The 14,886-nt window shown below is 71.2% G+C and carries 13 protein-coding genes; 4 read left to right on the forward strand and 9 right to left on the reverse strand.

Going from position 1 to position 14,886, the window contains the following annotated elements:
• Nucleotides 1-7: 7 nt before the first annotated feature.
• Nucleotides 8-1,081: a succinyl-diaminopimelate desuccinylase gene (dapE, locus tag ACFY1H_RS14160; RefSeq protein ID WP_366575288.1), complete on the forward strand. Its 1,074-nt coding sequence runs from the start codon at nt 8-10 to the stop codon at nt 1,079-1,081.
• A 116-nt stretch (nt 1,082-1,197) separates the two neighbouring features.
• Here the strand turns inward: dapE and ACFY1H_RS14165 are convergent, their stop codons facing one another.
• From ACFY1H_RS14165 to ACFY1H_RS14180, 4 genes are all read right to left on the reverse strand, one after another.
• On the reverse strand, nt 1,198-2,058 hold the full coding sequence (locus ACFY1H_RS14165; protein WP_366575286.1) for a YceI family protein: 861 nt from the start codon (nt 2,056-2,058) through the stop codon (nt 1,198-1,200).
• A 128-nt stretch (nt 2,059-2,186) separates the two neighbouring features.
• Entirely contained in the window at nt 2,187-3,242 is a 1,056-nt protein-coding gene (locus tag ACFY1H_RS14170) for a chitinase (protein ID WP_386946681.1), read from the reverse strand.
• A gap of 168 nt (nt 3,243-3,410) precedes the next feature.
• Nucleotides 3,411-4,337, reverse strand: a complete 927-nt coding sequence (locus ACFY1H_RS14175) for a M28 family metallopeptidase (protein ID WP_386946682.1) — start codon at nt 4,335-4,337, stop codon at nt 3,411-3,413.
• A 59-nt stretch (nt 4,338-4,396) separates the two neighbouring features.
• Nucleotides 4,397-6,340, reverse strand: a complete 1,944-nt coding sequence (locus ACFY1H_RS14180; protein WP_386946684.1) for a M4 family metallopeptidase — start codon at nt 6,338-6,340, stop codon at nt 4,397-4,399.
• 306 nt (nt 6,341-6,646) lie between these two features.
• Here ACFY1H_RS14180 and ACFY1H_RS14185 point away from each other — a divergent pair, with 306 nt between their 5' ends.
• Nucleotides 6,647-7,432 (forward strand): TIGR00730 family Rossman fold protein, encoded by a 786-nt coding sequence (locus ACFY1H_RS14185; protein ID WP_354871266.1) that lies wholly within the window; start codon nt 6,647-6,649, stop codon nt 7,430-7,432.
• Nucleotides 7,432-8,007 (forward strand): TIGR00730 family Rossman fold protein, encoded by a 576-nt coding sequence (locus ACFY1H_RS14190; protein WP_366575279.1) that lies wholly within the window; start codon nt 7,432-7,434, stop codon nt 8,005-8,007. Before ACFY1H_RS14185 ends, ACFY1H_RS14190 begins: the two co-directional genes overlap by 1 nt.
• A 4-nt stretch (nt 8,008-8,011) precedes the next feature.
• On the opposite strand, the gene ACFY1H_RS14195 is transcribed toward ACFY1H_RS14190, so the two are convergent.
• The gene (locus tag ACFY1H_RS14195) at nt 8,012-8,686 is read right to left on the reverse strand and encodes a lysophospholipid acyltransferase family protein (RefSeq protein ID WP_366575277.1); all 675 of its coding nucleotides are present in this window, start codon (nt 8,684-8,686) and stop codon (nt 8,012-8,014) included.
• A gap of 53 nt (nt 8,687-8,739) precedes the next feature.
• Between ACFY1H_RS14195 and ACFY1H_RS14200 the strand changes: the two genes are divergently transcribed.
• Complete coding sequence (locus tag ACFY1H_RS14200; protein WP_366575275.1) at nt 8,740-9,648, forward strand: glucosyl-3-phosphoglycerate synthase; 909 nt, start codon at nt 8,740-8,742, stop codon at nt 9,646-9,648.
• Here the strand turns inward: ACFY1H_RS14200 and cydC are convergent.
• From cydC to ACFY1H_RS14220, 4 genes are read right to left on the reverse strand one after another with little or no spacing between them, the layout of a single operon-like run.
• Entirely contained in the window at nt 9,581-11,137 is a 1,557-nt protein-coding gene (gene cydC / locus ACFY1H_RS14205) for a thiol reductant ABC exporter subunit CydC (RefSeq protein ID WP_386946687.1), read from the reverse strand. The two genes, ACFY1H_RS14200 and cydC, sit on opposite strands and share 68 nt — an antisense overlap.
• On the reverse strand, nt 11,134-12,687 hold the full coding sequence (cydD, locus tag ACFY1H_RS14210) for a thiol reductant ABC exporter subunit CydD (RefSeq protein WP_386946689.1): 1,554 nt from the start codon (nt 12,685-12,687) through the stop codon (nt 11,134-11,136). The genes cydC and cydD overlap by 4 nt, the downstream gene beginning before the upstream one ends.
• 12 nt (nt 12,688-12,699) lie before the next feature.
• Nucleotides 12,700-13,695 carry a cytochrome d ubiquinol oxidase subunit II gene (locus ACFY1H_RS14215; protein ID WP_386946690.1) on the reverse strand — a complete coding sequence of 332 codons (996 nt, stop codon included), beginning with the start codon at nt 13,693-13,695 and terminating at the stop codon, nt 12,700-12,702.
• 2 nt (nt 13,696-13,697) lie between these two features.
• Nucleotides 13,698-14,864, reverse strand: a complete 1,167-nt coding sequence (locus ACFY1H_RS14220; protein WP_386946691.1) for a cytochrome ubiquinol oxidase subunit I — start codon at nt 14,862-14,864, stop codon at nt 13,698-13,700.
• Nucleotides 14,865-14,886: the final 22 nt, after the last annotated feature.

The raw sequence follows: 14,886 nt of genomic DNA on the forward strand, positions 1-14,886 counted from the left end.
TGCCGGTATGACCTCGCTGGACCTGCGCGCCGACCCCGCCGACCTCACCGCCGCCCTCGTCGACGCGTTCAGCGTCTCCGGCGAGGAGGCCCGGCTCGCCGACGCCGTGCAGGCCGCGCTCACCGAGCAGGCGCCGCACCTCGAGGTGGTCCGCAACGGGGACGCCGTGCTCGCGCGCACGAACCTCGGCCGCAGCTCGCGCGTGATCCTCGCCGGGCACCTCGACACCGTGCCGGAGAACGCCAACCTCCCGTCGCACCGCACCGGTTCCGGCGACGAAGAGCTGCTCCACGGCCTCGGCTCCGTCGACATGAAGGGCGGCGACGCGGTGTTCCTGCACCTCGCCGCCACGCTGCCCGAGCCTCGCCACGACGTGACGTTCGTCTTCTACGACAACGAAGAGGTCGAAGCGGTCAAGAACGGCCTCGGCCGCATCGAGCGCGAGCTGCCCGAGTGGCTGGCCGGCGACCTGGCGGTGGTCGGCGAGCCCTCCAACGGCGTCATCGAGGCCGGCTGCCAGGGCACGCTGCGCGTCGAGATCCGCACGAGCGGGACCCGCGCGCACACCGCCCGCGCGTGGATGGGTGAGAACGCGATCCACGCCCTGGCCGAACCCCTGCGCCGGCTCGCCGAGTACGCGCCGCGCGTGGTCGACATCGACGGCCTCACCTACCGCGAAGGCCTTCAGGCCACCAAGATCTCCGGCGGCGTGGCCGGCAACGTCGTGCCCGACGCCGCCGTGCTCACGGTCAACTTCCGCTTCGCCCCGGACCGCAACCCCGCGCAGGCCGAGGCCCACGTGCGCGAGGTCTTCGACGGCTACGACGTGACGCTCACGGACCTCTCACCGGGCGCGCTGCCTGGCCTTTCGGCGCCGGCGGCCGCCGAGCTCGTGGCCGCCGCCGGTGGCCGCGCCGCCGCGAAGCTCGGTTGGACCGACGTCGCCCGATTCGCCGCGCTGGGCATGCCGGCCGTCAACTTCGGCCCCGGCAACCCGAGCCTCGCGCACACGCAGCAGGAACACGTGCACGTCGCCGAGATCCGCCAGGTGGCCGACGTCCTGCGCAAGTTCCTGGGCTGACCCCCGGCCGCTTGCCGGTCCTGCGCCCCCAATGCGGCGTTCGGTGCGTTGGGCGCACCGAACGCCGCATTGGGGTGCTTGCCGAGACCCGGCGGCCGGGGTGAGTGGCCGGGTGGCTAGGCCGTTCCCGCGCGGACGGCCTGGATGTCGAGCTGGATCTCGATCGTCGAGCCGACCATGACCAGGCCCTTGGCGAGCGTCTGCTGCCAGTTGATCGTGAAGTCCTCGCGGTGCAGCTCGGTCGTGGCGACGGCACCGAGGCGGTCGCCGTTCCACGTTCGCAAGCCCAGGTAGCCGGCGTCGAGGCGGACGCCGCGGCTGGCGCCGTGCAGGTTGAGCGTGCCGTCGATGCTCCAGCGGTCGCCGGGCGCGCGGCGGAACCGGTGGCCGTGGAAGCGGATCTGCGGGAAGCGGCGCACGTCGAGGAAGTCGGGGGAGCGCAGGTGGTCGTCGCGCTTGTCGGCGGAGGTGTCGATGCTCGCGGCGTCGATCACGACCTCGACGGTGGAGTCCTCGATCTGCTTGCCGACGACGATGCTGCCCTGGAAGCTGCGGAACCGGCCGTGGACCTCGCACAGCCCGATGTGCCGCGCGATGAACCGGATGGCCGTGTGGTCGGGGTCGAGCACCCATTCGCCCGGGTCAGGCAGCTGGCGGTTGTCGTCCGGCACGAGCCGCAGGTCTTCGAGGGAGGTGTGGTCGCCGCTCACGACCTCGACCGTGCTGTTGCGTGGCTGGTAGCCGCGCGCGCTCACGGTCACCGCGTACGTCCCGGCCGACAAGGTGCTCACCGCCAGGCCGAACTCGTCCGCGACGGCCTTCGTCTGCCGCTGGGTGCGCTTGTGCAGCATCACCATCTGCGTGCCCGGGAGCGGGCGGCCGTGCTCGTCACCGACCCGCACGCTGAGGAGTCCGGCTTCGGCGTTGAACGTCACGGGCCCGCCACGCTGTCCGTTGTTTCGCTTGCGCCCGAACACGTCGTCTCCTCTGCTCGACTTTGTCGGGGCACGTTATCAGCGACGTCAACGACAAGCCTTGGGCCACAGCGGGAACCGGGAGCGGTTCCGGCGCCGAGGCCTGGTGTTCGGGGCCCCGGCGCCGGATTTCAGCGGCCTTCGAGCGAGCGGACGTTGTCGCCGAACGTCCAGTTCTTCGAGCCGTCCCAGTTGATGGACCAGGTCATCAGGCCCTTCACGCCCGAAACAGCGCGATACGCCTGCGAGACGAGGTTCGGCGCCAGATACCCGCCGCCGGTACCCTGCTGGGCCGGGAGGCCGGGTACCTGCTTGTCGAGCGGCACTTTTAGCGTTGTGCCCTGCACGACCAGGCCGTTGGCGAGGCAGTTGGTCTGCGTGGTGAAGCCCTGCACGGTGCCGGCCTCGTAGGAGTCTCCGGAGCAGCCGTACATGGAGCCGTTGTAGTACTGCATGTTCAGCCACCACAGGCGGCCGTTGTCCGCGTACTTCTTGATGATCGGCAGGTACGAGCCCCAGATCGAGCCGTAGGTGACGCTGCCGCCGGTCACGTAAGCGGTTTCGGGCGCCATCGTGAGGCCGAAGTTCGACGGCATCTGCGCGAGCACGCCGTCGATGATGCGGATGAGGTTCGCCTGCGAAGCCGAGAGCGAGTTGATGTTCCCGCTGCCGGTCAGGCCGGTCTCGATGTCGATGTCGATGCCGTCGAAGTTGTACTTCTTGAGGATCGGCACGATCGTGCTCACGAACTTGTCCGCCACCGCCGACGACGACAGGTCGATGCCCGCCGCCGCGCCGCCGATGGACATCAGGATCGTGGCGCCCGAGGCCTTCGCGGCGCACATGTCGGCCGGGGTCGCCACCTTCACGCCGGCGTCCATGCCGTCTTCCCACAGCACCGTGCCGTCGGAGCGGATGACGGGGAAGGCCGCGTTGATCACGTTGTAGCCGTGGGACTTGATGCGCGCGTCGGTGATCGGGACCCAGCCGAGGCCCGGGTGCACACCGTTGGCGGCGCCGTCCCAGTTCTCCCAGTAACCCTGCAGCACCTTCCCGGCGGGCTTCGACTTCACCGCACACGTGTCGGCCTGCACCGACGCGCCCGCGGTCCCCGTGAGCCCCGCCAACGGCAGGGCGAGCGCGGCGGCCACCACCGCACCGAAGATCCGTGACCTGCGACCGAACATCCCGGCTCCCGTCTCGCGACAACGCTGTCCCAGCACGCGGCGTTCCGACGAACGGTAGGCGGCGTATGGAGCAGTTGACTACCTACGAACTGGTGGTCTAGACAAATAGGTGGTCTGGACAAGCCGGCCGAGGGTGCCGTCGCCGCGTCGCCACCCTCGGCCTTGTCCTCACGTGGTCGCCAGCTGCCACACCGCGTAACCGATCGCGTCGCTGTTGCGCTCCAGCGGCGCGTCCGGGATGTTCGCGACGGTGTCGCACGCGCGGTGGTAGCAGTTGTCGAACGCCGCCCCCGCCGTCCCGCCCCACTTGCGTTGCTGAGCGGTGGTCTTCACGTCACCCGCGCCGGTGGCCAGACCGCCGACGGGAATCCCCGCACTCTTGAACGACGCGTGGTCCGAGCGCCCGTCGCCCTCGCGGTCGCCCTCGGTCTGGATCCCGACGGACGAGAAGTACCGGTCGAACACGTTCTTGATCGAAGCCACGTCGTCGTAGACGAAGTACCCCCAGTTCTTCGAGCCGATCATGTCGAAGTTGAGGTACGCGGTGATCTTCGCGCGCTCGGCCGCCGAGAGGCTGTTCACGTAGAACTTCGAGCCGCGCATACCCGACTCTTCGTCGGCCCACCACGCGAACCGCACGCGCTGGGCCATCGCCGGGTCGGTGCGGGCCAGCGTCAGCGCGACTTCGAGAATTGACGCGCTGCCGGAGCCGTTGTCGTTGATGCCCGGCCCGGCGCTGACGCTGTCGAGGTGCGCGCCCAGCATGAGCACGCGGTTCGAGTCGCCCTTCGGCCAGTCCGCGATGAGGTTCTGCGTGCGCCCGGCGCAGCTCGTGCACGTCTGGCGCGTCACGGTGTAGCCGGCGGCGCGCAGCTTACCCTCCACATAGGACACCGAGGCCGCGTAGCCGCCACCGGCCGACCGGTTGCCCCCGTTCTGGCGGGCGATGGCCTCCAGCTGGCCGAGGTGGGTCTTGATATTGGCGAGCGAGATGTCCGGCGCGACCGCGGCCGACGCGACCGGCGGTTGCGCCAGCGAGCCCACCGCGAATGCCAGCGTTGCCAGTCCCGCGACGGATTTTTTCTTCCACAGCAATGGTTTCCCCTTCCACGGGGGGAGGCCGCCGCCCTGGGGAGCGGCGGCCTCCGGGCGGGCTAGACGGTCAGCGTCCAGGAGTCGAGCCGGCCGGTGTCGGCGCGGGCGACGTCGCGGGCGCGCAGCTGCCAGGTGCCGTTGGCGGCTTCGGTGGAGGCGTTCACGGTGTAGGTGGTGTCGATGTTGTCGGCGGAGTCGTTGCTGGAGTTCTTCAGGCGGTACGCGGTGCCGTCGGGGGCGACGAGGTCGAGCACGAGGTCACCGACGTAGGTGTGCACGATGTGCACCTCGACCCGGGTCGAAGCGGAGGCGGCGCGAGCGCAACCCGAAACAGTGAGGCTGCTGGCCACGGTCGCGCCCGCGTCGGGGATCGCGACGTCGGTGCCGTTGGAGACGGCGGCGCAGTCGGTGGGCGGGGTGGTCGTGCCGCAGCTGGTCGGCTCACCGGTCGCCGCGGGCACGCTCACCGCGTCCCACGCCGCCTTCACGGTGGTGAACTCCGCGCAGCTGTCCGGGTACAGCGCGAGCGCCGTCTCCAGCGTCGCCTTGCGGGCGGCGCGGTGGTTCCACGACGAGGTCTTCTTCAGCAGCGCGTTGTAGAAGATCTTGCCGGCCTTCTGGATGCCGATGCCGGTCACGCTGCTGCCGTTGCACGTCGGGCTCGCCGGCTTGCCGACCGGGGCGGAACCCTCGGCCAGCAGGTAGAACCAGTGGTTCTGCGGCCCCGCGGCGGCGTGCACCTCGGGCGGCAGCGACGTCGAGTAGCAGTTGGGGTCGCGCACCAGCGACGGGTTGTACATGTAGCGGATCGGGCCCTGGCCGTCGAGGTTCACGCCCTCGCCCACCTCGTAGTCGGGCCGGTCCTTCGGGTTGTTCGCGTACGCCTCGGTGAGTGCGCCGAAGATGTCGCCGGTCGACTCGTTCATGCCGCCGTTCTCGATGCTGCCGCCGGCGCCGCCCGGGGTCGTCTGGAAGATGCCGTGGCCGAACTCGTGGCCGACGACGTCCATCGACGAGGCCTGGCGCTGGTTGTCCGACGAGTGCCCGAAGTGCGTGGAGCGCCCGTCCCAGCCGGCGTTGACGTCGTCGAGCCCGACCGACGCGGGGTAGCCGCCGCCGGTGCCGTTGATGCCGTTGCGGCCGAGCCAGTCGCGCAGCATGTTCCACTCGGTCTGCACGCTGTAGAGCACGTCGACGCACGCGGTTTCGAGGTCGGTGCCGTTGCCGTTGCCCCAGCTGTCGTCGGGGCCGGTGAACACCGAGCCGCCCTCGCGTCCGCAGCTGATGCCGGGACGGCCGGGGTCACGCATCGAGAACGACGAGCCGGAGCCGGTGGTGTCGATGCTGACGCTGCCGGCGTAGAAGCTGTTGCCGGCGGCGAGCGGGGCCGCCGCCGTGGTGCCCGCTTCCCGATCGCCCGCCTCCGACTTCCAGTCGTCGCGCTGCTGGAGCACGGCCCCGGTGGCGGCGTCGACGAACACGTGCAGGCTGCTCGGCGCCTTCGCGGTGCGGCCGGTGACCACGACCTCGTAGGCGAGCTTGGGCTGCTTCCCGGCGAGGACGACGAGGTCCGGCTTGGCCACACCGTCCACAGTGGTCAGTTGTCGGCGCGCGGTGTCGGCGGCGCGCGTGGCGTCGAGCGTCGCGATCGTCGCGACCGACAGCGGCGCGGTATCGGCCGCCGTGGTGTCGCGGACGCGCCCGGTGCCGTCGGCGACGACCACGGCGTCGCCGCCCACCACGCGCAGGCCGCGGTAGGTGCGTTCGTACGCGCTGTAGTAGAGCCCGCCCCCGCCGGCGGTGGTGCCGACGCGGTGGAACGCCTCGTCGGCGCTCGAACGCAGCGCGGAGAGGCTCGTGGCCTGGTCGGACGCGGTGGCCGCCAAGGTCAGGGGGTCGGCCGGTGGGGGTGCGGCTGACGCGGGCGCAGCCGGGACGGTGAACGCGGACAGGGCGAGCCCGGCGGTGGCCAGGCCTGCGGTGATCCCTCTTCTGCCGGTCATCGGGTTCCCTTCGGGGACGGGGATGATCACCGTGAGTAAAGGAGTCGTCACAGGGTCGGTCAATGCTCCGAATGGCCCAGGAAAGCATTACTCGGGCATTAATCAACCGCGAAAAACCCTTGAACATCAGGGCGTTTCCCGGTCCGCGGTACGCGGGGCTACTTTCGTCGGGACTTGCCGTGAACCGGCCGTTGGTAGGTGTGGACCGGTGGTCCACAAGGGACCGTTCACCTCGCGGTCACCGGCGTCGCCCAATGGTGGCGACGCTGGGGTTCTGCCTGGCGGGACGGCCCGTAGGCTGGGTTGGTGAGTGAACAGTCTGAGTTTCCGGACGGCCAGTACCCCGAGCGCCCGGTGGAGCGCCACAAGGGCCCGGTCGTGCTGCGGCGCGACCGTCGTGACCAGGGCAGCACCACCGACCAGCGGCTCCTGGACGCGCGCGGCCCGAGCGACTGGGTGCACACCGACCCGTGGCGGGTGCTCCGCATCCAGGCCGAGTTCGTGGAGGGCTTCGGCGCGCTCGCGGAGGTGCCGCGCGCGGTGACCGTGTTCGGCTCCGCGCGGACCAAGCGCGACGACCCTGAGTACGACCTCGGTCGCAAGATCGGCGGCGCGCTCGCCGAAGCCGGCTTCGCCGTTATCACCGGCGGCGGGCCGGGCGCGATGGAGGCCGTGAACCGCGGTGCCAACGAGGCCGGCGGCTTCTCCGTGGGCCTCGGCATCGAGCTGCCGTTCGAGCAGGGCCTGAACCCGTGGGTCGACCTGGGCGTGAACTTCCGCTACTTCTTCGCGCGCAAGACGATGTTCATCAAGTATTCGCAGGCCTTCATCTGCCTGCCCGGCGGCTTCGGCACGCTCGACGAGCTGTTCGAGGCGCTGGTGCTGGTGCAGACCAAGAAGGTGACCAAGTTCCCCGTGGTGCTGTTCGGCACCGAGTACTGGGGCGGGCTCTACGACTGGATCTCGAAGTCGGTGCTCGACGGCGGCAAGATCAGCGAGAAGGATCTCGACCTGCTGCACCTCACCGACGACATCGACGACGCCGTGCGCGTGGTCGAGGAGTCGTACCAGGCCTGGGAGGACACCCACTGATGAGCTCGTTGCGCCGGATCTGCGTCTTCTGCGGGTCCTCGATGGGCTTCTCCCCGGCGTACGCGGAGGCTGCCGCCGAACTGGGCAAGCTGCTGGCCCAGCGCGGGATCGGGCTCGTGTACGGCGGTGCGAGCGTCGGCACCATGGGCGTGGTCGCCGACGCCGCGCTGGCGGCGGGCGGTGAGGTGATCGGCGTGATCCCCGAGGCGCTGTCCAGCGTGGAGATCGCGCACGCGGGCCTCACGGAGCTGCACGTGGTCCCCGACATGCACCAGCGCAAGGCCAAGATGGCGGCGCTGTCCGACGGTTTCCTCACGCTGCCCGGCGGCGCCGGGACGTTGGAGGAGCTGTTCGAGGTGTGGACCTGGGCCCAGCTCGGCCTGCACTCGAAGCCCATCGGCCTCGTGGACGTCGGCGGCTACTACGGCCCGCTCGTGTCCTTCGCCGACCACATGGTCACCGAAGGGTTCCTCGGCGCCGGCTATCGCGACCTGCTGCTGATCGACTCCGACGTGTCGGCCCTGCTCGACCGCTTCGCCGAGTACGCCCCGCCCGCGCCCCCGAAGTGGAACTGACAGCTCAAGCAGCGCCCTCGCTCGGGCGCTTGTGGTAGGTGTCCACGTACTCCTGGCCCGACAGCTCGAGGATCGAGTACATGACCTCGTCGGTCACCGAACGCCGGATGGCCGACGACGAGTCCTGGCCCTCGTAGCGCGAGAAGTCCAGCGGCGTGCCGAACTTGATCTTGATCTTGCACACGCGCGGGATCTTCGAGCCGTTCGGCTGGATGCCCTCGGTGCCCCACAGCGCGACGGGCACGACCTTCGCGCCGGTGGACAGCGCGAGCGCCGCGACGCCCGTGTGGCCGCGGTGCAGGCGGCCGTCGAGCGAGCGCGTGCCTTCGGGGTAGATGGCGAACACGCCGCCGTCTTCGAGCACGCGCCGCCCGGCCTCCAGCGCGGCGAGGCCGGCGGAGGCGCTGCCGCGCTCGACGGGGATGTAGCCCAGCGCGTCGAGCGAGTTGGCGATGAAGCGGCCCTTCAGGCCCGTGCCGGTGAAGTACTCGGCCTTGCTGAGGAAACGCACCTTGCGCGGCGTGGTGAAGGTGATCACGCCGGTGTCCAGTGCCGCGCGGTGGTTGGCGGCGAGCAGCACCGGTCCGTCGGCCGGCACGTTCTCCACACCCTCGACCTCGGGGCGATAGATCGCGCGGACCAGCGGGCCGAGCACGAAACGGACGAGCAGGGGCAGCAAGGGGTCTCCCTCCGGCGGGCAGGTCGGTGTCACCAGCATGGCACGATCGGCCGATGAGCTGGTTCGAACGTCGCACCTGGCAGGAACCCGCGTGGACGCCCGCGGACATCCTGGCGGCCAAGCGTGACCGCACGGTTTCGGTGGTGCTTCCGGCGCTGGACGAAGAGCGAACGGTCGGTGACGTCGTCGCGTCGGTGCGGCCACTGCTCGGCACCGTCGTCGACGAGCTCGTGGTGGTCGACTCCGGCTCCACCGACGCCACCGTGGAGGTCGCGGCCGCGGCCGGCGCGCGCGTGGTGCACCGCGAGGACGTGCTGCCCGACCTGCCGCCGCGCCCCGGCAAGGGTGAGGTGCTGTGGCGGTCGCTGGCCGCGACGACCGGCGACGTCGTCGTCTTCCTCGACTCGGACCTCGTCGACCCGGACCCGGCGTTCGTGCCGGCGTTGCTCGGGCCGCTGCTCACCGAACCCGGCGTGCACCTGGTCAAGGGCTTCTACCGGCGCCCGTTGCGGCTGGAGAGCACGGGCGGCGGCCGGGTCACCGAGCTGCTGGCCCGGCCCGTGCTGTCCGCGCTGCGCCCGGCGCTGGGCGAGCTCGTGCAGCCGCTCGGCGGCGAGTACGCGGGCACGCGCGAGTTCTTCGAGTCGGTGCCCTTCGCCGGCGGCTACGGCGTGGAGATCGGCCTGCTGCTCGACGCCGAGCAGCGCTACGGCCTCGACGGCCTCGCCCAGGTCAACCTCGGCGTCCGCAAACACCGCAACCGCTCGCTGCTGCAGCTGGGCGTGATGGCCCGGCAGATCCTCGGCACGGCCCTGGCGCGCTGCGGCGTGCCGACCCACGCCGAGGCGCGGCTGACGCAGTTCGTGCAGGTGTCGGGGGAGTGGCTGCCCGACGTCAGCGAGATCCCCGTGCTGGACCGGCCGCCGATGGCGCAGGTGCGGGCCGTCCGTCCTCGAGGCTGAGCACGCGGTCGAAGTTTTCGAGGTGCTCAGGCCGGTGCGTCACGAGGACGACGGTCCCTCGGGCGTTCGCGAGGACGCGGGCGAGGACCTCGTCGCCGTGGGTTTCGTCGAGGCCTTCCACCGGTTCGTCGAGCACGAGCACCGGCGGGGCGGCGAGGACGGCGCGGGTGAGGACCAGGCGCTGGCGCTGGCCGCCGGACAGGGTGGTGGCGTCGCGGTCGAGCGGCACGTCGAGGTCGGTGACGGCGCAGGCCGTGCGGAGCTCGTCGTCGGTCGCCTTGGGCGCGGCGATGAGGAGGTTTTCGCGGACGGTGGTGGCGAAGACGTGCGCGTCGGCGAGGGCGCCGGAGACCACGCGGGGGCTGGGGCCCTGGATCGGGTGACCGTCCACTGTGGCCTGTCCGGACGTCGGTGCGGTGAAGCCGAGCAGGACGTGGAGCAGGGTGGTCTTGCCGGCGCCGGACGGGCCGAGCACGCCCAGCCGGGTGCCGGACGGGAGGTCGAGGTCGATGTTCCGGAGAGCGGGTTGCCGGCCCGGGTGGTGGACTGTGACGTTGTCCAGCTTCAGGTGACCGGGTCCGGTGTGTTCGGGGGTTTCCGGTGGCGTGGTCGCGAGTAGTTCACGCACGCGGCCCAGCGACGTCCGCAGTTCGGGAACGCGCTGGGCCGCGGCGGTCAGGGGAAGGACGATCTCGAACAGGGCCAGCACAGCGAGCGTCAACGCGGCCGTCACCGGCAGGCTCGCGCCGGCGAGCAAAGCCACGCCTGCGGTGGTCGCCAGCTGGACGAGGGCGCCGGCCGCGGTCAGCACGGACAGCCGGGCCGAGACACTGCGGGCCCTTGCGGCTATTCCGTCGATGATGGCGCCGGCGGCTTTCGTCGCCTGGGGCTCGACGCCGTAGGCCACCAGTTCGTGGCGCCCGGTGACCAGCTCGACCGTGTGCTCGGCCAGCTCCTGCCGAGCAGGCGAAGTGAGGGCCTGGCTCTGCGCCGTGACTCGCGCGGCCAGCCACGGCAGCAGCCCACCCGCGAGGAGCAGCCCGGCCACGAGCACCGCCGCGGCCGGGAAGCTCACGAACGCCGTGACCGCGGCCAACGCCAGGCCCACGAGCCCGGCCACCGCGGCCGGAAGCGCCAGCCGCAGCACCGCGTCCTGCACCGCGTCCACATCGGACACCAGCCGCGTCACCAGGTCGGCGCCGGAGTGCTCGGCGACGCGCCGCGGCACGAGCGCCGCGTACACCCGAGCACGCAACGCGCCGAGGTACCGCAGCACGACCTCGTGCCCGGCCAGCCGCTCGGCGTACCGCAAACCGCCGCGCGCCAAGGCGAACACCCGCACCGCCACGATCGCGACGGTCAACGCGGCGAGCGGCGGACGTTCGGCCGCCCGCATCAGCAGCCACGCCGCCGTGCCGGTGAGCGCCAGCCCGGAGACCTCGGCCCCGGCGGCGAGCAGTGCGGCGCGCAGCAGGCGTGTGGTGTTCATCGGACCTCCAGCGGGACTCGGCCGCCCGCGAGTGGGATGGTGCGGGTGGCCATGGCGGCCAACGCGGGGTGGTGGGCGACGAACAACGCCGTGCGGCCGGGCAGCAACGCCGCTGTTCCGGCGAGTACAGCCTGTTCGGTGCCGCGGTCGAGGCGGGCCGTGGGTTCGTCGAGCAGGACCAGCCCGGCGTCGGTGCGGGCGAGTGCGCGGGCGAGGCCGACGCGTTGCCGTTGGCCTGCCGACAATCCTGCGCCCAGCTCGCCGATGCGGGTCGCGTAGCCCTCGGGCAGGTCGGTGACCACGTCGTCGAGCGCGGCGGCGCGGGCGGCGGTGCGCACGTCGGCTGATGAGCCCAGGGCGATGTTCTCCGCGACGGTGCCGCTGAACAACGTCGGCCGCTGCGGTAGCCACGCCGTGTCGCGCAGCCAGGCCGCGTGGTCGAGGGACCGCAGGTCCACGCCGTCCACGAGCACGCGGCCGGCGGACGGCGTGACGAACCCCAGTAGCACGGCCAGCAGCGTCGACTTCCCGGAACCGCTCGGCCCGGTGAGGGCGACGTGTTCGCCGCGGCGGATCACCAGGTCCACTTCGGACAGTGCGGAAACTTCGCCGTAATGCACGGAAACGCCGGCGAACTCGATCTCCGGCGGCCCCGCCGGCCTGGTGACCGTGCCACCGCGTCGAGTCGCAAGCGGCATGGCCAGCGCTTCGCGCAGAGCCGTGAGCCCCTCGGCCGCTGCGTGGAACTTCGCGCCCGCCGCGCGCAGCGGCAGGTAGGCCTCGGGCGCGAGCACCAGCACGAGCATCGCGGTGTGCGCGGTGAGGGAGCCCTCCAGCAGGCGGAAGCCGATCGGCACGGCGATCAGCGCGATCGACAGCGTCGCCACCAGTTCCAGGACCAGCGACGACAGGAACGCGACGCGCAGCGTGCCCAGTGTCGCGTCGGCGTGCGCGTCGGCCATCGCGCGCACGTGCTGGGCTTGTGCGCGGGCGCGGCCGAAGAGCTTCAACGTCGGCAGGCCGCGCACGGCGTCGAGGAAGTGCCCGCCCAGCCGGGTCAGCAGCGCCCACTGCCGTTCCGTCCGCGCCTTCGCGCGAGCCCCGACCAGCGCCGCGAACACCGGGATCAACGGCAGCGTGGCCACCACGATCAACGCCGACGTGAGGTCCGTCGTGACCAGCCGCACCACCACGGCGATCGGCACGAGCACCGACGCGACGAGCGCCGGCAGGTAGCCGGTGAGGTACGCCGTGGTCGCGTCGACGCCCTTCGTGACCTGCGTGGTGACCACGCCGGCATCGGCCGTCGACCCGAGCAGCCGCCGGCGCAGCCCGGCCTGGGCGCCGGCCGCGAACCGCCCCGTGACCACCCCCATCGCGAGTGCCAGCAGCACTCGCAGGGCCACGGCGACGACCAACGTGACACCCAGGCCGCCGCCGGTGAGCAGCGTCGCGAGGCCTTCGGCCTGCAGCAGGACCACGCCGGCGGTCAGCGCGCCGAGGAGCCCGAGCAGGAACAGGTACCGGCGCAAGCCGGGCAGTGACGGCATTTCGTTCCCCCTCTAGAAGTGCAGCAGCGACTGCCGGTCGACGGGCCCGCGGTTCGCCCGCCAGGTCAGCCACTGCACGACCACCAGCACCACGAGCACCGGCACCGCGAACCACACCAGCAACGACGCCGTCTCAGGTGCGGTGAACGCGTCGGAGACGGTGAGCGCGTACCCAGGGTCCGAAGCGGACACCAGGATCGTCGGGAACCGCAGCGCACCGACCACCAGCGCCGGGGTCGCCGACAGCAGCATCGCCGCGGGCAGTGCGAGCCGGTACCGCTTGGCTCGCAGTCCGAACAGGACGGTGCCGAACGCGGCGAACGCCAGTGCCGTCACCGCGACCGCGGCCCACGAGATCCCCGAAACGGCAAGCGCACCCCACGCCGTGGCCACCACCAGGAACGTGCCGACCGGCGTGGTGAACGTCTTCGCGAGCCGCGCCGACCGGCCGGTGAGCTCCGCCGGCCCGCGCACGGCGAGGAACACCGCCCCCTGCAGCCCGAACAGTGCCACGAACCCGAGGCCCCACAGCACGGCGTACGGGTCGAAGAGCGCGAGCACGTCGTCGACCGGGTTGCCCTGGGCGTCGACCGGCAGGCCGAGCACGAGGTTGCCGAGGAACAGGCCCCACGCCAGCGTGGTCACGAGCGCGCCCGCCGTGATGCCGAACGACCACGGTCCGCGGCGCCCATCCGGCCGGCGGCTGCGCAGCTGCACCGACGCGGTGAACGTGACGAGCCCCAGCAGCAATGCCACCACCAGCACGTACGCGCCGGCGAACACCCGGCCCTCCAGGTGCGGGAACACCCCGAACAGCACCCCGACCGCCGCGATCAGCCACACCTCGTTGGCCAGGAAGAACGGCCCGAGCGCACCCAGCGCCCGCCGTTGCTTCGCCTCGTCCCGGCCGAGGCCGGGCAGCAGGAAGCCGACGCCGTAGTCGTAGCCGGCCAGCGCGAAGTACCCACCGAGCAGCAGCCCGAGCACACCCCACCAGATGGTCGTCATCGTCAGACTCCGCTCAGTACGGGAAGTTCGGGTTCCGCGGGCGCCTCTTCCGGCTCGGGCCCGCGCCGCGCGACCCGCGACATCAGCACCCAGTCGGCCACGGCGAGCGCCGCGAACAGCAGGCCGAAGGCGATGAAGGAGAACAGGACCTGGCCGCCGGGCACGTCCGCGACCGCGTCGGCCGTGCGCAGCTTGCCCCAGATCAGCCACGGCTGGCGGCCGAGCTCCCGCACGAGCCAGCCGCAGATCGCGGCGGCGAACGGCAGCACGATCGCCGGGACCATCAGGTAGTGCAGGAACCGGGCGCGCATCAGCCAGCCGCGGATCAGCAGGATCGTGCCGGCCAGTGAGCACAGCAGTGCGACGAACCCGATTCCGATCATCGCGGCCAGCGGCACCCCGACGGCGCTCTCGCCGAGCTTGTCCGGCTGGTACTTCGCCAGCTCGCCGAACTGCTCGAAGCCCTGGTTGATCGTGACGATGCTGCCGATCAGCGCCGTGACCACGCCGAACCGCATCGAGCGGGTGAAGAAGTCGACCTGCGCGGTGCGCTTGAGGAAGTGGTACGCGCTCACGCCGGTCACGAAGAAGCCGCCGGTCATCAGCGCGCCGCCGATCACGTGCGGCAGCGACGCCACGAGGGCCGGGTTGGTGAGCAGCGCGCCGAAGTCGTCGAGGCGCAGCACGCCGCCCTGCAGGTGGCTGCCGACCGGGTTCTGCAGGAACGAGTTGGCGACCATGATGAACAGCGCCGACGCGTACGCGGTGAGTGTGACCAGCCAGATCAGCGACAGGTGCAGCCACTTGTTGAGCCGGCCCCAGCCGAAGATCCACAGGCCGAGGAATGTGGACTCGAGGAAGAACGCCACCAGCGTCTCGATCGCGAGCGGGGCGCCGAATACGTCACCGGCGAATGCGGAGAGCCCGGTCCACGTGAGCCCGAACTGGAATTCCATCACGATTCCGGTCGCGATGCCCAGCGCGTAATTGATCACGTACAGCCGGCCCCAGAACCGGGTCATGCGGAGCAGCTGCGGCGTGCCGCTGATCGTCGCGCGCGTCTGCATGACCGCGGTCACGGTCACCAGACCCAGTGTGAGCAGCACGAACAGGAAGTGGAACGACGTGGTGGTCGCGAACTGGAGTCTCGCGATGGGTAGGGGGTCCATGGCGAGCGAGTGTATAGGTAGT

This window comes from Amycolatopsis sp. NPDC001319 (assembly GCF_042896185.1).
Lineage (GTDB): Bacteria > Actinomycetota > Actinomycetes > Mycobacteriales > Pseudonocardiaceae > Amycolatopsis.